The 19620-nt window shown below is 56.8% G+C and carries 16 protein-coding genes; 10 read left to right on the top strand and 6 right to left on the bottom strand.

Annotated elements, in window-relative coordinates; translation table 11 throughout:
• The first annotated feature begins 114 nt into the window (after nt 1-114).
• The 9 genes from lrp (at nt 115) to EDF73_RS06990 (ending at nt 13927) form a co-directional block, all read left to right on the top strand.
• Entirely contained in the window at nt 115-609 is a 495-nt protein-coding gene (lrp, locus tag EDF73_RS07030) for a leucine-responsive transcriptional regulator Lrp (protein ID WP_000228469.1), read from the top strand.
• Between the two features lie 135 nt (nt 610-744).
• Nucleotides 745-4905, top strand: a complete 4161-nt coding sequence (gene ftsK / locus EDF73_RS07025; RefSeq protein WP_132727597.1) for a DNA translocase FtsK — start codon at nt 745-747, stop codon at nt 4903-4905.
• A gap of 122 nt (nt 4906-5027) precedes the next feature.
• Nucleotides 5028-5639, top strand: coding sequence for an outer membrane lipoprotein chaperone LolA (gene lolA, locus EDF73_RS07020; RefSeq protein ID WP_132727594.1), 612 nt, complete (start codon nt 5028-5030; stop codon nt 5637-5639).
• 8 nt (nt 5640-5647) lie between these two features.
• The gene (locus EDF73_RS07015) at nt 5648-6991 is read left to right on the top strand and encodes a replication-associated recombination protein A (protein WP_132727592.1); all 1344 of its coding nucleotides are present in this window, start codon (nt 5648-5650) and stop codon (nt 6989-6991) included.
• Between the two features lie 90 nt (nt 6992-7081).
• Nucleotides 7082-8374, top strand: coding sequence for a serine--tRNA ligase (gene serS / locus EDF73_RS07010; RefSeq protein WP_132727590.1), 1293 nt, complete (start codon nt 7082-7084; stop codon nt 8372-8374).
• A gap of 201 nt (nt 8375-8575) precedes the next feature.
• Nucleotides 8576-11014 carry a dimethylsulfoxide reductase subunit A gene (gene dmsA, locus EDF73_RS07005; RefSeq protein ID WP_132727587.1) on the top strand — a complete coding sequence of 813 codons (2439 nt, stop codon included), beginning with the start codon at nt 8576-8578 and terminating at the stop codon, nt 11012-11014.
• A gap of 10 nt (nt 11015-11024) precedes the next feature.
• Complete coding sequence (locus EDF73_RS07000; protein WP_132727585.1) at nt 11025-11642, top strand: DMSO/selenate family reductase complex B subunit; 618 nt, start codon at nt 11025-11027, stop codon at nt 11640-11642.
• A 1-nt stretch (nt 11643) separates the two neighbouring features.
• Entirely contained in the window at nt 11644-12507 is an 864-nt protein-coding gene (locus EDF73_RS06995) for a dimethyl sulfoxide reductase anchor subunit family protein (protein WP_132727582.1), read from the top strand.
• A 271-nt stretch (nt 12508-12778) separates the two neighbouring features.
• A complete protein-coding gene (locus EDF73_RS06990; RefSeq protein WP_132727579.1) occupies nt 12779-13927 on the top strand; it encodes an MFS transporter in 1149 nt (382 codons plus the stop codon).
• Between the two features lie 52 nt (nt 13928-13979).
• On the opposite strand, the gene EDF73_RS06985 is transcribed toward EDF73_RS06990, so the two are convergent.
• The 5 genes from EDF73_RS06985 to EDF73_RS06965 are packed head-to-tail and all read right to left on the bottom strand — an operon-like array spanning nt 13980 to nt 17755.
• Entirely contained in the window at nt 13980-14423 is a 444-nt protein-coding gene (locus tag EDF73_RS06985; RefSeq protein WP_132727577.1) for a PTS sugar transporter subunit IIA, read from the bottom strand.
• A 52-nt stretch (nt 14424-14475) separates the two neighbouring features.
• A complete protein-coding gene (locus EDF73_RS06980; protein ID WP_132727574.1) occupies nt 14476-15387 on the bottom strand; it encodes a transketolase C-terminal domain-containing protein in 912 nt (303 codons plus the stop codon).
• Nucleotides 15387-16184, bottom strand: coding sequence for a transketolase (locus EDF73_RS06975; RefSeq protein WP_132727572.1), 798 nt, complete (start codon nt 16182-16184; stop codon nt 15387-15389). Before EDF73_RS06975 ends, EDF73_RS06980 begins: the two co-directional genes overlap by 1 nt.
• A gap of 12 nt (nt 16185-16196) precedes the next feature.
• A complete protein-coding gene (locus EDF73_RS06970; RefSeq protein ID WP_095095648.1) occupies nt 16197-17462 on the bottom strand; it encodes a PTS ascorbate transporter subunit IIC in 1266 nt (421 codons plus the stop codon).
• A 17-nt stretch (nt 17463-17479) separates the two neighbouring features.
• The gene (locus EDF73_RS06965; protein ID WP_132727569.1) at nt 17480-17755 is read right to left on the bottom strand and encodes a PTS sugar transporter subunit IIB; all 276 of its coding nucleotides are present in this window, start codon (nt 17753-17755) and stop codon (nt 17480-17482) included.
• A gap of 122 nt (nt 17756-17877) precedes the next feature.
• On the opposite strand from EDF73_RS06965, the gene EDF73_RS06960 reads away from it, so the two are divergent.
• Nucleotides 17878-18726: a MurR/RpiR family transcriptional regulator gene (locus tag EDF73_RS06960; RefSeq protein WP_132727566.1), complete on the top strand. Its 849-nt coding sequence runs from the start codon at nt 17878-17880 to the stop codon at nt 18724-18726.
• Between the two features lie 97 nt (nt 18727-18823).
• Here the strand turns inward: EDF73_RS06960 and pflA are convergent, their stop codons facing one another.
• Nucleotides 18824-19564 carry a pyruvate formate lyase 1-activating protein gene (gene pflA, locus EDF73_RS06955; RefSeq protein ID WP_132727564.1) on the bottom strand — a complete coding sequence of 247 codons (741 nt, stop codon included), beginning with the start codon at nt 19562-19564 and terminating at the stop codon, nt 18824-18826.
• Nucleotides 19565-19620 lie beyond the last annotated feature (56 nt).

The raw sequence follows: 19620 nt of genomic DNA, 5'->3' as shown, positions 1-19620 counted from the left end.
TCACGTACCCCTGGGTTACCCAATGTCGTATACGGGTAATAACAGGATGGACTCGGGCAGTGAAGGCTCTGAGTCGGAACAGGAGTAGGGAAGGAATACAGAGAGACAATAATAATGGTAGATAGCAAGAAGCGCCCTGGCAAAGATCTCGACCGCATCGATCGTAACATTTTGAATGAACTGCAAAAAGATGGGCGTATTTCCAACGTCGAGCTTTCTAAACGGGTGGGACTTTCACCGACGCCTTGCCTTGAGCGCGTGCGTCGGCTGGAAAGACAGGGTTTTATTCAGGGCTATACGGCGCTGCTCAACCCGCATTATCTGGATGCATCACTTCTGGTATTTGTTGAGATTACTCTGAATCGTGGCGCACCGGATGTGTTTGAGCAATTTAACGCCGCTGTGCAAAAACTTGAAGAAATTCAAGAGTGTCATCTGGTATCCGGTGATTTCGACTATCTGTTGAAAACCCGTGTGCCGGATATGTCAGCGTATCGTAAATTACTGGGCGAAACCCTGCTGCGCCTACCGGGCGTGAATGACACCCGTACCTACGTGGTAATGGAAGAAGTCAAGCAAAGTAATCGTCTGGTAATTAAGACGCGCTAACACGGAACAGGTGCAAAATCGAAGTAGTTTGATTACACTCCTGTTAATCCATACAGCAACAGTGCCGGGGTGACCCGGCACTGTTGTCCGTTTTAGCAGCAGGCAGGAAACAGCCTGATACCTGGAGAGCCTTTTTTGAGCCAGGAATACACCGAAGACAAAGAAGTCAAACTGACCAAGTTAAGCAGCGGGCGCCGACTCCTTGAGGCGTTACTCATCCTTTGCTCCCTATTTGCCATCTGGCTGATGGTAGCCTTACTCAGCTTTAATCCCTCGGATCCTAGCTGGTCGCAAACGGCCTGGCACGAGCCTATTCACAACATAGGCGGAATACCGGGAGCCTGGCTTGCCGATACGCTATTTTTCATTTTTGGCGTAATGGCCTATACCATCCCGGTGATCATCATCGGCGGCTGCTGGTTTGCCTGGCGTAATCAGGCCAACGACGAGTACATCGATTACTTTGCCGTCTCGCTACGCTTAATTGGCGCGCTGGCGCTGATTCTGACCTCCTGCGGCCTGGCCGCCATCAATGCCGATGATATCTGGTATTTCGCCTCGGGCGGGGTGATTGGCAGCTTGCTGAGCACCACTCTGCAACCCTTGCTGCACAGCAGCGGTGGAACCATCGCGCTGCTCTGTATCTGGGCGGCGGGGTTAACTCTGTTTACCGGCTGGTCCTGGGTGAGCATCGCCGAAAAACTCGGCGGCGGTATTCTTTCCGTCCTCACGTTCGCCAGCAATCGCACCCGTCGCGACGATACGTGGGTGGATGAGGATGAATATGAAGATGATGAAGACGAATATGACGAATCTGCCAAACCGCAGGAATCCCGGCGCGCGCGCATTTTACGCAGCGCCTTAGCGCGTCGTCAGCGCCTGGCGGAGAAATTCAGCAATCCGATGGGGCGCAAGACCGATGCCGCGCTGTTCTCCGGTAAACGGATGGATGATGCCGAAGAGGACGTCCAGTTCAGCGCAAACGGGGCGCCAGTCGCGGCGGATGATGTGCTCTTCTCCGGCGCCAGCGCGACGCGTCCGGCAGAGGCAGACGATGTGCTGTTCTCCGGCTCCAGCGCAACGCGCCCGGGGGATTTCGACCCCTATGACCCGTTATTGAATGGCCAAAGCATTGCCGACCCGCTCGGTACGGCGGCGGCGGCCACCGCGGCGCCGCAGACGTGGGCCGAACCGGTAGCCGGTCAGGCGCCGTTGCAGCAGCCTGTTTATCAGCCCGCACCGTCGCAGGCGCAGCAGCAGGTATATCAGCCGGAACAGGCGCCGGTTTATCAGTCCGCACCGTCGCAGGCGCAACAGCAGGTGTATCAGCCGGAACCGGCGCCGGTTTATCAGCCCGCACCGTCGCAGGCGCAGCAGCAGGTGTATCAGCCGGAAGCGGCGCCGGTTTATCAGCCCACACCGTCGCAGCCGCAGCAGCAGGTTTACCAGCCGGAACAGGCGCCGGTTTATCAGCCCGCACCGTCGCAGCCGCAGCAGCAGGTGTATCAGCCGGAACAGGCGTCGGTTTATCAGTCCGCACCGTCGCAGCCGCAGCAGCAGGTGTATCAGCCGGAACAGGCGCCGGTTTATCAGTCCGCGCCGTCGCAGCCGCAGCAGCAGGTGTATCAGCCGGAACAGGCGCCGGTTTATCAGCCCGTGCAGCAGCCTGTTTATCCGTCGGAAGCTGCTCAGCAGACCTATTATCAGCCGCAACCCCCCGTTTCTTCAGCTGCCGTAGAGCCTGAAGCGCCGCAGGAAGAGGTGAAGCCGCAGCGTCCGCCGATGTATTATTTTGAAGAAGTCGAAGAAAAACGTGCGCGCGAACGTGAGCAGCTGGCCGCCTGGTATCAGCCGATTCCAGAACCGGAAAGCCCGGTCGCGACGCGCCCCATGACGCCTCCGTCCTCTTCCCCGGTCGATGCCGCTGCGGTAACCCCGCTTGCGGCCGGCGTACACCAGGCCACCGGCGCTGGCGCGACGGCTGCCACCGTGGCTTCTGCGGCGTCATCTGCGGCGCCGGTGTTCAGCCCGGCGTCCGGTGGGCCGCGCGCGCAGGTGAAAGAGGGGATTGGTCCAAAACTGCCGCGCCCTAACCATGTTCGCGTTCCGACACGTCGGGAGCTGGCTTCGTATGGGATTAAGCTTCCGTCGCAGCGGATGGCGGAAGAGCGTGCGCGGAAGGCGGAACTCGATCAGAGCTATGACGATGAACCGTTAACGGACGAAGAAGTGGATGCGCTGGAGCAGGATGAACTGGCGCGCCAGTTCGCCGCCACTCAGCAGCAGCGCTATGGTGAAGCCTACCCATCTGAGCAAGAAGAAGATGATGACTCGGCTGCTGAAGCCGAGCTGGCCCGGCAGTTTGCCGCTTCCCAGCAGCAGCGCTACAGCAGCGAGCAGCCGCAGGGGGCAACGCCATTCTCGCCTGCTGATTATGACTTCTCGCCGATGAAGGCGTTGGTCGATGACGGCCCAGGCGAGCCGCTGTTCACTCCGATGCCGGAAACACAGCCGCCGGTACAGCAGTACCAGCAGCCGGCACAGCAGCCGCCGGTCCAGCAGTACCAGCAGCCGGCACAGCAGCCGCCGGTCCAGCAGTATCAGCAGCCGACACAGCAGCCGCCGGTCCAGCAGTATCAGCAGCCGACACAGCAGCCGCCGGTCCAGCAGTATCAACAACAGCCGGCTCAACACCCGCAGCAAGCCCCTCAGGGCCACACGCCGCAGCAGACAGCCGCCGTGCAGCCGCCGCAGGATAGCCTGATTCACCCGCTGCTGATGCGTAACGGCAACAGCCAGCCGATGCAACGGCCGACGACGCCGCTGCCGTCGCTGGATCTGCTGACGCCGCCGCCGAGCGAGGTCGAACCGGTGGATACCTTCGCGCTGGAGCAAATGGCGCGCCTGGTTGAGGCCCGTCTGGCTGACTTCCGCATCAAAGCGGATGTGGTGAACTACTCGCCAGGTCCGGTTATCACCCGCTTCGAGCTGAATCTGGCGCCGGGCGTGAAGGCCGCGCGTATTTCAAACCTGTCGCGCGACCTGGCCCGCTCCTTGTCCACCGTTGCGGTGCGCGTCGTGGAGGTGATTCCAGGTAAGCCGTACGTCGGCCTGGAACTGCCGAATAAAAAGCGTCAGACCGTTTACCTGCGTGAAGTGCTGGATAACACCAAATTCCGCGATAACCCATCGCCGCTTACCGTGGTGCTGGGTAAAGACATCGCTGGCGATCCGGTCGTTGCCGATCTGGCAAAAATGCCGCACCTGCTGGTTGCCGGTACCACCGGTTCCGGTAAATCGGTCGGCGTGAACGCCATGATCCTCAGCATGCTCTATAAAGCGCAGCCGGAAGATGTGCGCTTCATTATGATTGACCCGAAAATGCTCGAACTGTCGGTCTATGAAGGGATCCCGCATCTGCTGACGGAAGTGGTCACCGATATGAAAGACGCCGCCAACGCGTTGCGCTGGAGCGTGAACGAGATGGAGCGTCGCTACAAGCTGATGTCGGCGCTGGGCGTGCGTAATCTGGCAGGTTACAACGAGAAGATTGCCGAGGCGGCGCGAATGGGGCGTCCAATTCCGGATCCTTACTGGAAGCCGGGCGACAGTATGGACGCCGTGCATCCGGTGCTGGAAAAACTGCCGTATATCGTCGTTCTGGTGGATGAATTCGCCGATCTGATGATGACCGTGGGTAAGAAAGTCGAAGAGCTGATCGCGCGCCTGGCACAAAAAGCGCGTGCGGCGGGGATTCACCTCGTGCTGGCTACCCAGCGTCCGTCCGTCGACGTGATTACCGGCCTGATCAAGGCCAATATCCCGACGCGTATCGCCTTCACCGTGTCGAGCAAAATTGACTCGCGTACCATCCTCGATCAGGGCGGCGCGGAATCACTGCTGGGGATGGGGGACATGCTCTATTCCGGGCCGAACTCAACCATGCCGGTACGTGTCCACGGCGCCTTTGTGCGTGACCAGGAGGTCCATGCGGTGGTACAGGACTGGAAAGCGCGCGGCCGTCCGCAGTATGTTGACGGCATCACCTCCGACAGCGAAAGCGAAGGCGGTGGCGGCGGCTTTGACGGTGGCGAAGAGCTGGATCCGCTGTTCGATCAGGCGGTCAACTTCGTGACTGAGAAACGTAAAGCGTCGATTTCCGGCGTACAGCGTCAGTTCCGCATCGGTTATAACCGTGCCGCGCGCATTATTGAACAGATGGAAGCGCAGGGTATCGTCAGCGAGCAGGGCCATAACGGCAACCGCGAAGTGCTGGCGCCGCCCCCCTTCGAGTAAGTGCAAAGTTGGGTAAATAAGCGCAAAATCAGCCTATTCTTCTGTCCCGCCGCGCCAGGCGGTCCTACATTAGGGGCAGAAGAGGCTCCCGCGTCGGGAGTGACGCACATTAAGGAATAACAATGAAAAAACTCGCAATCACCTGTGCATTACTGTCTGGATTTGTTGTCAGCCAGGTTTGGGCGGATGCCGCCAGCGACTTGAAAAGCCGCCTTGATAAGGTGAGCAGCTTCCACGCGAGCTTCACCCAGAAAGTGACCGATGGCAGCGGCAATGCCGTCCAGGACGGCCAGGGCGACCTGTGGGTCAAACGTCCCAATCTCTTCAACTGGCACATGACGCAGCCGGATGAGAGCATCCTGGTTTCCGACGGCAAGACGCTGTGGTTCTACAACCCGTTTGTGGAGCAGGCGACGGTGACCTGGCTGAAAGACGCCACCAGCAATACGCCGTTTATGTTGATTGCCCGTAACCAGTCTAACGACTGGCAGCAGTACAACATTAAACAAAATGGCGACGATTTTGTCCTGACGCCGAAAAGCGGCGGCGGCAACCTGAAGCAGTTCACCATCAATGTTGGCCGCGACGGTACCATCCATCAGTTTAGCGCGGTGGAACAGGACGATCAGCGCAGCAGCTACCAGCTGAAGTCGCAGCAAAATGGTGCGGTCGAGGCATCTAAGTTCACCTTTACGCCGCCGCAAGGGGTTACGGTGGACGATCAACGTAAGTAGAGGCGAATGTGAGCAATCTGCCGCTCGATTTTTCCGACAATGCGTTTCAACCTCTGGCCGCCCGCATGCGGCCAGAAAATTTAGCGCAGTACATCGGCCAGCAGCATCTGCTGGCGCCGGGTAAACCTTTGCCGCGGGCGATTGAAGCCGGGCACCTGCATTCGATGATTTTATGGGGGCCGCCAGGCACCGGGAAAACCACGCTGGCCGAAGTGATTGCGCGCTACGCCAGCGCCGACGTCGAACGTATTTCGGCGGTCACCTCCGGAGTGAAAGAGATCCGTGAGGCCATCGAGCGCGCCAGGCAGAATCGCAATGCCGGCCGCCGCACCATTCTGTTCGTCGACGAAGTCCATCGTTTCAATAAAAGTCAACAGGATGCCTTCCTGCCGCATATTGAAGATGGCACCATCACCTTTATCGGCGCGACGACGGAAAACCCCTCGTTTGAACTCAATTCCGCACTGTTATCCCGGGCGCGGGTTTACCTGCTGAAATCGCTAACCAGTGATGATATCGAACAGGTGCTAACCCAGGCGATGAACGATAAACATCGCGGCTACGGCGGGCAAAATATTGTTCTGCCGGACGACACCCGACAGGCCATTGCCGGGCTGGTCAACGGCGACGCCAGGCGCGCGCTCAATACGCTTGAGATGATGGCCGATATGGCCGAGACCGATGCCTCCGGCAACCGGGTGCTGCAGGCCGAACTGCTGACCGAAATCGCCGGGGAACGCAGCGCCCGTTTTGATAATAAAGGCGATCGTTTTTACGATCTGATTTCCGCGCTGCACAAATCCGTTCGCGGCAGTGCGCCGGATGCTGCGCTGTACTGGTACGCGCGAATTATCACCGCCGGCGGCGATCCGCTGTATGTCGCCCGTCGCTGCCTGGCGATCGCTTCGGAAGATGTCGGCAATGCCGATCCGCGGGCTATGCAGGTGGCTCTCTCTGCCTGGGATTGCTTCACCCGCGTGGGGCCGGCCGAGGGCGAGCGTGCCATTGCTCAGGCCATTGTTTATCTGGCCTGCGCGCCGAAGAGCAACGCGGTCTATACCGCGTTTAAAGCGGCGCTGGCCGATGCCCGCGAGCGCCCGGATTACGACGTGCCGGTACATCTGCGTAATGCGCCGACCCGGCTGATGAAAGAGATGGGCTACGGGCAGGAGTATCGCTACGCCCATGATGAGCCGAACGCCTATGCCGCCGGGGAAGCGTATTTTCCGCAGGAAATGGCCCAAACACGCTATTATCAGCCAACAAATCGGGGGCTGGAGGGGAAAATTGGCGAAAAGCTCGCCTGGCTTAGCGAACAGGATCAAAATAGCCCCATAAAACGCTACCGCTAACAGAGGCGTTGCGGTAAGGTTATCAGGATATTCCGGTGGTCGTAGTCTGCGGCCACTTTTCTTTTTTAATTCGATAAGCACAGGATAAGCATGCTCGATCCCAATCTGCTGCGTACCGAGCCAGACGCAGTCGCTGAAAAACTGGCACGCCGGGGCTTTAAGCTGGATGTAGATAAACTGCGCGCTCTGGAAGAGCGTCGTAAAGTTCTGCAGGTGGAAACTGAGAACCTGCAGGCGGAGCGTAACTCCCGATCGAAATCCATTGGCCAGGCGAAAGCGCGCGGGGAAGATATCGAGCCATTACGCCAGGAAGTGAACAAACTTGGCGAACAGCTGGATGCGGCAAAGGCCGAACTGGACGTGTTACTGGCGGAAATCCGCGACATCGCCTTGACCATCCCGAACGTTCCGCACGATGACGTTCCGCTGGGTAAAAGCGAAAACGACAATGTTGAAGTCAGCCGCTGGGGTACCCCTCGTGAGTTTGATTTTGACGTTCGCGACCATGTGACGCTGGGTGAAATGCATGGCGGGCTGGATTTTGCCGCTGCCGTTAAGCTGACCGGTTCCCGTTTTGTGGTGATGAAAGGCCAGCTGGCCCGTCTGCACCGCGCGCTGGCACAGTTCATGCTGGATCTGCATACCGAACAGCACGGCTACAGTGAAAACTACGTACCGTATCTGGTCAACCAGGAAACGCTGTACGGTACCGGCCAGTTACCGAAATTCGCCGGCGATCTGTTCCATACGCGTCCGCTGGAAGAAGAGGCGGACAGCAGCAACTATGCGCTGATCCCCACGGCGGAAGTGCCGCTGACTAACCTGGTTCGCGATGAGATCATCGACGAAGACGATCTGCCGATCAAGATGACCGCCCACACGCCATGCTTCCGTTCTGAAGCGGGATCCTACGGGCGTGACACCCGCGGTCTGATCCGTATGCATCAGTTCGACAAAGTGGAAATGGTGCAGATCGTCCGTCCGGAAGATTCTATGGCGGCGCTGGAAGAGATGACCGGCCATGCGGAAAAAGTGCTGCAACTGCTGGGTCTGCCGTATCGTAAAGTGGCGCTCTGCACCGGTGACATGGGCTTCAGCGCATGCAAAACCTACGATCTGGAAGTCTGGGTTCCGGCGCAGAATACCTATCGTGAAATTTCTTCCTGCTCCAACGTCTGGGACTTCCAGGCGCGTCGTATGCAGGCGCGTTGCCGCAGCAAGTCTGACAAGAAAACGCGCCTGGTACACACCCTGAACGGCTCTGGCCTGGCGGTAGGGCGTACTCTGGTTGCGCTGATGGAAAACTATCAGCAGGCCGACGGTCGGATTACGATCCCGGAAGTTCTGCGCCCCTACATGCGCGGCCTCGAATTTATCGGCTGATTTTTCTACCTGCTTCTCAAAAGCGCCTTCGGGCGCTTTTTTTTTATCCTCTTATTGATGCCGGGCAATAATCCATCTGGTGAATACCTCCATACTCCCTTTGAGTTAAATCAGCACAAAAAACTATAAAAAACAAAATTCGTTATATAAACACCTATATAACGATTGTCAGTATATTGTGAGCAACCAAAGCGAGTATCCATGAAAATTAAAGCCCCCGATGCTTTACTGGCTGCCGAAGTCAGCCGGCGTGGTTTAATGAAAACCACGGCGATTGGCGGTCTGGCGATGGCCAGTAACGCATTGACGTTACCCTTCACACGCATTGCCCGCGCCGCCGATGGCCTGGCGCCAGTCGGTGAAACGGTCACCTGGAGTGCCTGTACCGTGAACTGCGGTAGCCGTTGTCCGCTGCGTATGCATGTTGTGGATGGCGAAATTAAATACGTTGAAACCGATAATACCGGCGATGATAACTATGACGGGCTGCATCAGGTGCGCGCCTGTCTGCGCGGGCGTTCAATGCGTCGGCGGGTCTATAATCCGGACCGGCTGAAATACCCGATGAAACGCGTAGGCAAACGCGGTGAGGGTAAATTCGCGCGGATTAGCTGGGAAGAGGCCTTCGATACGATTGCCGGCAATATGCAGCGCCTGATTAAAGATTATGGTAACGAATCTATCTATCTGAATTACGGCACCGGAACCCTTGGCGGCACCATGACCCGCTCCTGGCCGCCGGGAAAAACGTTAATCGCGCGCCTGATGAACTGCTGCGGCGGCTACCTTAACCACTATGGCGACTACTCTTCGGCACAAATTGCCGCAGGCCTGAATTACACCTACGGCGGCTGGGCGGATGGTAACAGCCCGTCGGATATCGAAAACAGCCAGCTGGTAGTGCTGTTCGGAAATAACCCTGGCGAAACGCGGATGAGCGGCGGCGGGGTGACGTACTATCTTGAGCAGGCGCGGCAAAAATCCAACGCGCGGATGATCATCATCGATCCGCGCTATACCGATACCGGCGCAGGCCGTGAAGATGAGTGGATCCCTATTCGTCCCGGTACCGATGCCGCGCTGGTTTCCGCGCTCGCCTGGGTCATGATTAGCGAAAACCTGGTCGATCGCCCTTTCCTGGATAAATACTGCGTCGGTTACGACGAAAAAACCTTACCTGCCGATGCGCCGGCTAACGGACACTACAAAGCCTGGATCCTCGGGCAGGGCAGCGACGGCGTTGCCAAAACTCCGCAGTGGGCATCAACGATCACCGGGATCCCGGTCGAGCGTATCGTGCAGCTGGCGCGTGAAATAGCGACGGCGAAACCGGCTTATATCAGCCAGGGGTGGGGGCCGCAGCGCCACGCGAACGGCGAAATCGCCACCCGCGCGATCGCAATGCTGGCGATTCTGACCGGTAACGTGGGGATCAACGGCGGTAACAGCGGCGCGCGTGAAGGGTCATACGACCTGCCGTTTGAGCGTATGCCGACGCTGGAGAACCCGGTACAGACCAGCATCTCGATGTTTATGTGGACCGATGCCATTGAACGCGGTCCGGAAATGACGGCGCTGCGTGATGGCGTACGGGGCAAAGATAAGCTGGATGTCCCGATCAAAATGATCTGGAACTATGCTGGCAACTGTCTGATTAATCAGCATTCTGATATCAACCGTACCCACGACATTCTGCAGGATGATAAGAAATGCGAGATGATCGTGGTAATCGACTGCCACATGACGTCATCGGCGAAATACGCCGATATCCTACTGCCGGACTGCACGGCGTCCGAGCAGATGGACTTCGCGCTCGATGCTTCCTGCGGCAATATGTCCTACGTGATCTTTACCGATCGGGTGATTAAACCACGTTTTGAATGTAAAACGATCTATGACATGACGACGGAACTGGCCAAACGCATGGGCGTGGAGCAACAGTTTACCGAAGGTCGCACCCAGGAAGGCTGGATGCGCCATCTGCATGAACTCTCGCGCAAGGCGATTCCTGATTTACCGGACTTTGAGACCTTCCGTCAGCAGGGGATTTATAAACAGCGCGATCCGCAAGGGCACCATGTCGCCTATAAAGCCTTCCGCGACGATCCGCAGGCCAATCCGCTGACCACGCCGTCGGGTAAAATCGAGATTTATTCCCAGGATCTGGCGAAAATCGCCGCGACATGGCAGCTACCTGACGGCGATGTGATCGATCCGCTGCCGATTTATACCCCGGGTTTTGAAAACTACAACGATCCGCTGAGCGCAAAATTTCCGCTGCAGCTGACCGGCTTTCACTATAAATCCCGCGTGCATTCGACCTACGGCAATGTTGACGTGCTGAAGGCCGCCTGTCGCCAGGAGATGTGGATGAACCCCCTCGATGCGAAACAGCGCGGCATCGCCAATGGCGATCGCATCCGTATTTTCAACGGCCGCGGGGAAGTGCATATCGAAGCTAAAGTCACGCCGCGGGTGATGCCTGGCGTCGTCGCGCTGGGCGAGGGGGCCTGGTATAACCCGGACGCAGGACGCGTGGATCAGGCGGGGAGCATCAACGTGCTCACCACCCAACGCCCGTCGCCGTTGGCGAAAGGTAACCCATCGCACACCAACCTGGTCCAGGTTGAGAAGCTGTAAGGAATAACCGATGACAACTCAATATGGATTTTTTATCGATTCTGCTCGTTGCACCGGTTGTAAAACCTGCGAGCTGGCCTGTAAAGACTATAAAAACTTAACCCCGGACGTCAGTTTCCGTCGCATTTATGAATATGCGGGCGGCGACTGGCAGGAAGATAACGGCGTCTGGCATCAGAACGTCTTTGCCTATTACCTGTCCATTGCCTGTAACCACTGCGAAGACCCGGCCTGCACTAAAGTGTGCCCGAGCGGGGCGATGCATAAACGCGACGATGGTTTTGTGGTAGTCGACGAAGATGTATGTATTGGCTGTCGCTATTGCCACATGGCCTGCCCATACGGCGCGCCGCAGTACAATGCGGCGAAAGGGCATATGACCAAGTGCGATGGCTGCCACGAGCGTGTTGCTGAGGGGAAAAAACCGATTTGCGTCGAATCCTGCCCGCTGCGCGCGCTGGATTTTGGCCCCATCGAGGAGCTGCGCAAGAAACACGGCGAGCTGGCTGCGGTTGCGCCATTGCCGGCCGCGCATTTTACCCAACCCAGTATTGTCATCAAACCGAACGCCAACAGTCGTCCGTGTGGTGATACAACCGGCTATCTGGCCAACCCGAAGGAGGTCTGAAATGGGAAGTGGATGGCATGAGTGGCCGCTGATGATCTTCACGGTCTTTGGCCAATGCGTGGCGGGCGGTTTTATCGTCCTGGCCGTGGCGCTGATGAAAGGTGGCTTAGCGAACGAGCAGCAGCAGCGCGTGGTGCTGAGTATGTTCGGCTTATGGGTGCTGATGGGGATTGGCTTTATCGCCTCGACGATGCACCTGGGATCGCCGATGCGCGCCTTTAACTCGCTAAACCGCGTTGGCGCATCGGCGCTGAGTAACGAAATTGCCAGCGGCGCGCTCTTTTTCGCGGTGGGCGGTATCGGCTGGCTGCTGGCAGTGGTGAAAAAGCTGCCGGTTGGGCTGCGTAGTCTCTGGCTGGTGGTGACGATGGCGCTGGGCGTTATCTTCGTCTGGATGATGGTGCGGGTATACAACACCATTGATACCGTACCAACCTGGTATAGCGTCTGGACGCCGCTGAGCTTCTTCCTGACCCTGTTTATCGGCGGCCCGCTGTTGGGTTATCTGCTGCTACGCGTGGCGGGGGTTGACGGCTGGGCGATGCGCCTGCTGCCGGCCATTACGCTGCTGGCGCTGGTGGGCAGCGTGATGGTGGCCTTGCTGCAGGGCAGCGAACTGCCGACCATTCATAGCTCAATTCAGCAGGCTGCCGCTTTGGTGCCCGATTACGGGTCGCTGATGGCCTGGCGTGTGGCCGCGCTGGTGCTGGCGCTGGCGTGCTGGGTGGTTCCGCTGCTGAAAGGGTATCAACCTGCCGTACCGCTGTTAGGCCTGGCATTTGTGCTGGTGCTGATTGGTGAGATGGTGGGGCGCGGGGTGTTCTACGGTCTGCATATGACGGTGGGAATGGCCATCGCCAGCTAACCTGGATATTGCGCCAGGATGTTCACTTCTGGCGCAATAAAAAATGCTGTCGATTCATGAAATTTTTCTACTGATATTCCTACCGCTATTTTCCAATAAATTAATAAAAACAATGGAATAATATAAAGAATAATTCTGTTGTCGTTCCGCTGGATAAAAAACTTCTATCGTTGCCCGTGAAACCGCGTCCTGCCTGATTTCTGGTGGATTGACAATGTTTATAGCGGTGGCATGATGCGCACGAAATCTAAACTTCCTCACGGTTACATCCATGTCCATCTACACCCGGCCGGTGCAAATGTTGCTCTGCGGCCTGCTTTTGTTGACGCTGGCGATCGCGGTTTTAAATACCCTCGTCCCGCTTTGGCTCGCCCATGAAAACATGCCTACCTGGCAGGTCGGGATGGTCGGTTCGTCCTATTTTACCGGCAACCTGGTCGGCACGCTGCTGGCCGGATGGGTCATTAAGCGTCTGGGATTTAACCGCAGCTATTACCTGGCGTCGCTGATCTTTGCGGTGGGCTGCGTCGGGCTTGGCGTCACTATTGGCTTCTGGACCTGGTTTAGCTGGCGTTTTATCGCCGGCGTGGGCTGCGCGATGATTTGGGTGGTGGTGGAAAGCGCGCTGGTTTGCAGCGGTACTGCACGCAGCCGTGGTCGTCTGCTGGCGGCCTATATGATGGTTTACTATGTGGGGACCGTGTTGGGCCAGCTGATGGTCAGCAAGCTGCCGACGGATCTGATGAGCGTGCTGCCGTGGGTTACCGCGCTGGCGCTGGCGGCGATTCTGCCTTTGCTGTTTACGCACGTGGTGAATCAAAGCGATGAACAGCATGAACCTGCGCGCATCTGGCCAATGCTCAGGCTGCGTCAGGCTCGTCATGGCGTTAACGGCTGTATTATCTCCGGAATTGTCCTTGGCTCACTGTATGGCCTGATGCCGCTGTGGTTGAACCACCAGGGGGTGAGCGACGCCGGAATTGGCTTCTGGATGGCGGTGATGGTCAGCGCGGGTATTCTTGGCCAGTGGCCGATTGGGCGGATGGCCGATCGCTACGGTCGTCTGCTGGTGCTGCGCGTGCAGGTGTTTGTGGTTATTCTGGGCTGCCTGGCGATGCTGAGCGGCGCCGCCATGGCCCCGGCGTTGTTTATCCTCGGCGCATCCGGCTTTACGCTGTACCCGGTGGCGATGGCCTGGGCCTGCGAAAAAGTCGAACGTCATCAGCTGGTCGCGATGAATCAGGCGTTACTGATGAGCTATACCGTCGGCAGTCTGCTTGGGCCAACGTTCACCGCGATGCTGATGCAGAATTTCTCCGACAATCTGTTATTTATCATGATCGCCAGCGTGTCGTTTATTTACCTGCTGACGCTGCTGCGTAAAGCGGGGCACCATCCGACGCCGGTGGCGCACGCGTAAGTTTTCTGCGGGCCTTCGCTACGGTGATAATAAAAGGGGACAAAGTCCCCTTTTATTCTTTGCCGCCAGCGACGAGCGCAGCAAGCTGGTTCTGATGTCCTACCCTGGTGAGCTGACGCAGCCGATCCTCCTCATCCAACCAGCAGACTAACCGCTGGATAGTCTGAATATGCTGTTTACTATCGGCCGCGGCCAGGACGATAATCAACCGTACCTCGGGATGACCGGGGAACTTCACCGCCTCAGCGCAGCAAACCAGAGAAAGAACGCTGTGCGGGCTCAGGACCCCTTCATCCGGACGGGCGTGCGGGAGTGCAAATTCCGGACTGAGTATGTACCAGGGGCCGTTTTGCTCGGTGGCGCTAATGATGGCTTCCGTGTAGTCGGCGCTGATTTTCCCCTGCTGCGCCAGAGGGTGGCAGGCCAGCCTAATGGCGCTGCGCCAGTCCAGGCTCCGCTCCGTATACTGACAAGCGGCAAATAATTTCTCATCCATACAGGATCCTCAAATAGCGAGCCGGCCACTGCGCGACCGGCTCGTGCGCCGGTCAGCGAAGCGCGTGATACAGCGCCTCGCCGGAGATGCCGTATTTTGCCTTGAGCTGTCGGCTGTTGCCCGACTCGGTGAAGGTATCCTGCGTTCCCAGACGCGTCAGGCGCGCAGGATGGGCCGCTTGCGCCATGGCTTCGGCCACCTGACCGCCAAGGCCGCCGTTTACCGTGTGATTCTCAAGGGTGGCGATATGCGGGCAATTTGCTACCAGCGCATAAAACGCCTGCTGGTTAAAGGGTTTGAGCTTCGCCACGTGGATGAGCTTGCCTTTCTTACCGCTGGCCACCAGCCTTTCATAGCCTTCGCTGGCCTGTTCCAGCACCGTGCCTTCAAAGAGAATGGCGAAATCATTGCCGCTACTGGCGATGGCCGCAATATCGGTGACCCGCGGAACCACGCTCTTATCGCGTACCGGCATCGGTTCACGCGCCACGCGGATATAAACCGGGCCTTTGATTTTTGCCGCCTGCTCAAAGGCGTCGGCTATTTCTTCGGCATCGGCCGGCGTCAGGATCGTCATGCCTGGCAGCACCCGGGTCAGGGCAAGATCCTCCAGCGCGTGGTGCGAGGCGCCGTCCGGCCCGTCATCCATGCCCGGATGGCTGCCGACCAGCTTGACGTTGGCTTTGGCATAGCAGGCCTGGCGCAGCTGGGTCCATGCCGTCCCCGTCACAAACATCGCAAAATTGACATAGTAGGGGATATAGCCCTCAAGCGCCTGACCCACGGCAAAACTCATCGCTGAACCTTCCGCAATGCCCATTTCAAAGAAGGCCTCCGGGTAGCGCGCCTGAAACTGGTCGGTGCGGGTTGAACTGGCTAAGTCACTATCGATAGCGACGACCGGGTAGCCTTTTTCTTTCAGGGCAATCAGTGCATTACCGATCTCATCACGCGGTGCTTTCATCACTGTAACTCCTCCATTGCCTGCTGGTATTGTTCTGTGGTCGGGGTTTTTGAGTGCCAGTCGCCGTTATTTTCCATGTAGCTGACGCCGGAGCCCTTGGTGGTATGGGCGACGATGGCGACGGGCTTGCCTTTCAGATGGCGGGAGAGCATCAGGGTGTCGGCTACCTGGTGCATATCATTACCGTTATGCAGCTCCAGCACGTGCCAGCCAAAGCTGCGGATCTTATCCGCCAGCGGCTCGAGATTAACTACCTCATTGACCGGATCGTGAGAAGAGAAGCCGTTGTAATCGATGATCGCGACCAGATTATCCATTTTCATATGCCCGGCCTGCTGTAAGGTTTCCCAGATTTGCCCTTCATGCATTTCGCCATCACCGATGATGGCAAACACCCGATGAGGATCGTCGCGCCGTTTTTTAGCGGCCGCCATACCGAAAGCAATGGAGAGTCCCTGGCCGAGCAAACCGGTCGTCGCGTCGACATCCGGGAGCGATTTTATGCTGGGGTGCCCCTGCAGGCGCGAATTGATCTGGCGGAATGTATTGAACTCGCTGCGTTCGATTTTGCCTTTTTGGTAAAGCATGGCGTACTGCGCGGCAACGGCGTGCCCCTTGCTCATAACGACGCGCGCGCGGGGCGAGGCCGCCAGGTCAACCTCCTGATAATAGAGCCAGGTGAGGATATCGATTATCGATAGGGCGCCGCCCGGGTGGCCAATGCCGGACTCATAAATCATGGTGACGATATCGCGGCGAGCGGCGAGCGCATGGGACTTCAGTTCATCAATGTTCATGTTGTTTCCTTCTTATGGCAGCATTTTGCCGATGTAGTACACAACCAGGCCCAGGGCGACAAAGTCGGTTTCCGGGAAGCTGGTTCCCGACAGGCCGACGGACTCCATGATGGGGTAAATCAACGCAGGGCCGATACCAATCAGGATCCCGGTGACGAAGCTGCCGGCGATAGCCCCTTTCCAGCCGCCCGAGGCGTTACCAAATACCGCCGCGGTGGCGCCGATAAAGAAGTAGGGGATCGCCACCGGAATAATGACGGTTTGCCCGAGGATCGCCAGAAAGCCCATGACCACCAGTCCGCCGACAAAAGAAGAGATAAATCCCAGTACTGTGGCGGTTGGTGCATACGGGAAAACCACCGGGCAATCGAGGGCGGGTTTGGCGTTGGGAATGAATTTCTCCGAAATGCCGAGGAAGGCCGGGACAATTTCTGACAACAGCAGGCGTACCCCAGTAATGATGATGTACAGCGACGCGGTGAAAGTGAGCGACTGGAACAGAGGGTAAACCAGCCAGTGCATTCCGCCCGCGGCGGCGGTCACCGCCTCTTTCCCGGCGGCGAGCGCCGCAATGTAATAGAAAATACTGACCGAGATCGACACGGAAACGATGTAATCTTTAAAGATCCCAAGCCAGCCGGGCAGATTCAGCTTTTCGGTCGACTGCTTAGGATCGCCTACCTTTGAACCGATCCACCCGGATGCCGCATAGGCCAGCGTCACGTAGTGCCCCATCGCAATTTCATCATTACCGGTGATTTTCCTCATCCACGGCTGGGCAATTGCCGGGTACAGGCAGGCGGCCAGCCCGAGCAGGATAGAACCGACAATAATGGTGGTCATGTCGCTATAGCCGAGCGCTTTCAACGTGACGGTCAGCAGGGCGGAGAGATAGAGATTGTGCTGCCCGGTGAGAAAAATGTATTTGAAGGGGGTAACGCGAGCAAAGAACAGGTTCCAGCCAAAACCAATCACCATAATCAGCGAAACGCACATCGCGAATTTAGTTTGTGCCAGACCGGTCAGCGCTTCCGCCAGCGGCATGACGCCTTTCAGACCAAATCCATCGCTGAATAATGTTTGAAAATTACCGAGAGAGGTCACCGCCAGTCCGGCCCCGCCGGCAAAAACCAGAAAGCCGACAATCGTTTTGAACGTCCCGGAGAGAACCTTTTCAATGGGCTTTCGTTGGATCAATAAGCCAATTAATGCGATAAAACCAACTAAAAGTGGGGTGACGCCCAGAATGTCGAATACAATAAATCTGAGGAAATCCATATTGCCTCCGGGAGAGGTTAGTTGTCCTGGATTACGCGGGTAAGCGCTGATTCCATTTCTTCACTGTTCATCAGGTCGGTGATACCGATAGCTTTAAACCCGGCAGCTTCGACTTCATCGGTGAGATCGCGCATCGTGATGACGAAATCAATATCTCGCCAGGTTCTTAAACCTGAGAGGACGTCGTGTTCCAGCTCGATATCCCAACCGTGTTTATCGATGATTTTTTGTGCTTTTATTTTGAGCATTAAGGAACTGCCCATACCGGTACGACAGACGATGAGACCTTTCATGAGATGTTCTCCTGTTTGTAAAAATAATTATTTTTATTTTTTTGCATGAGATAATAATTATTATCTTTAGCGCGGGACGAAAGATGTGACTGTGTTTGCATTTTGAGCAAGAAAGGCAAAAAATGAGCCAGATAGATAATAACTTATTGATAAACATACGGAATGGGTCTTCGGAACTCAGCCCGATACTGGAGAAGGTTGGCCGCTTTATTGCGGAAAATCCTGATTTTGTGATGCGGCATACCATTTCAGAACTGGCTGACTCTGTTGATACCAGCGAGGGCAGTATTACCCGTTTTTGTCGGGCGTTTGGATTTAAAGGTTTCTCAGATTTCAGAACGGCGCTGGCGGTTGAGCAGGGCGCTGCGCGTTCGGAAGAGGGCGATGATGAAGACATGGCGCCGGTGCTGGCGAGCATTCGCGACAGCAATGCCATTATCGATGCCCAGGAGCTGCAAAGCGCGGCGGTTTGGCTGAATGCGCTGAATAATATTGCCATTTATGCTGTAGGTACGGCGGTGCCCGTCGCTCTGTTTCTACAAATGAATTTAATCAACATGGGGAAAGTCGCCAGCTTCGTCGATCGCTCTTATCCGGCGGCGATTCCCATGTCAACCGATCGGCAAAAGACGGGAATTATCGTCGTTCATACCGAACAGGCATCGGCGGATATGATGCAGGCTTTGACGCTGGCAAAGCAGCAGGGGGTGAAAATATTGTCGCTTACGCGCGGTACTTTTACGCCGCTGGCCCGTTTATCGGACTGGAACCTGCAGGCCGCCGTTGCTTTACAAGGGGAAGGTGAATCCGGATTTGCCGAAATTGCCGGCGCAATGATGGTTGCCGATCGGATGCTCCACGCGCTGGAGGAGCAGGATGAACGCTATGCGGAGTATCGTAAAGCGCATCAGAAACGCATTTTCTCGATTGAGAGTGTGGCAAATAAACTGTCGCAATACTTTATGTCGTGATGCCGGCAGACGCGTTTTTCGCCCGGATAAGACGTTTTGCGCCCTATCCGGGGAACACTCTGCGTAACCGGGCAATGTATCTATCGCCGCCGTCGGGTTAATACATGACCTTATGGCCATACTGCTCGAGAATACCTTTTACCCGGTCCATGGTCTCTTTCTTCGGCGGATGCACGCCATCCAGCTTGTACTCTTCGCCCATGGCCACCCACTTATGTTTACCTAACTCGTGATACGGCAGCAGTTCGATTTTTTCGACGTTGCCCATATCGCGGGTAAACTCGCCGAGGCGATGTGCGGAATCATCATCATCTGACCAGCCGGGAACGACCACGTAACGAATCCACACTTTGACGTTTTTATTCGCCAGGTAGCGGGCAAATTCCAGCGTACGGTGGTTAGAGACGCCGACCAGATTCTGGTGGATCTCATCGTTCATCTGCTTGAGGTCAAGCATCACCAGGTCGGTGACTTCCAGCAGCTCATCGATGACCGGATCGTAGCGGCGGACAAAGCCGTTGGTATCGAGACAGGTATGGATGCCTTCTTCGTGGCAGGCGCGGAACCAATCGCGGACGAACTCCGCCTGCAGAATCGCCTCGCCGCCGGATGCCGTGACGCCGCCGCCAGAGGCGTTCATAAAGTGGCGATAGGTCACGACCTCTTTCATTAAGCTTTCGACGGTCACTTCAGTGCCGCCGTGGGTATCCCAGGTATCGCGGTTATGGCAATACAGGCAGCGCATCAGGCAGCCCTGGAAGAAGGTGATAAAACGGATCCCTGGGCCATCGACAGTGCCACAGGATTCAAAGGAGTGAATACGACCAATAGTTGACATTGCGGTGATATCTCCAGATTCGGCCCGTCCGGGGCCTGTGATGCACAGCTCAAACC

Source organism: Klebsiella sp. BIGb0138 (assembly GCF_004342285.1).
GTDB lineage: Bacteria > Pseudomonadota > Gammaproteobacteria > Enterobacterales > Enterobacteriaceae > Klebsiella.
Note: the sequence above shows the minus strand (reverse complement) of the source record. Positions and strands in the feature narration are given on the sequence as shown.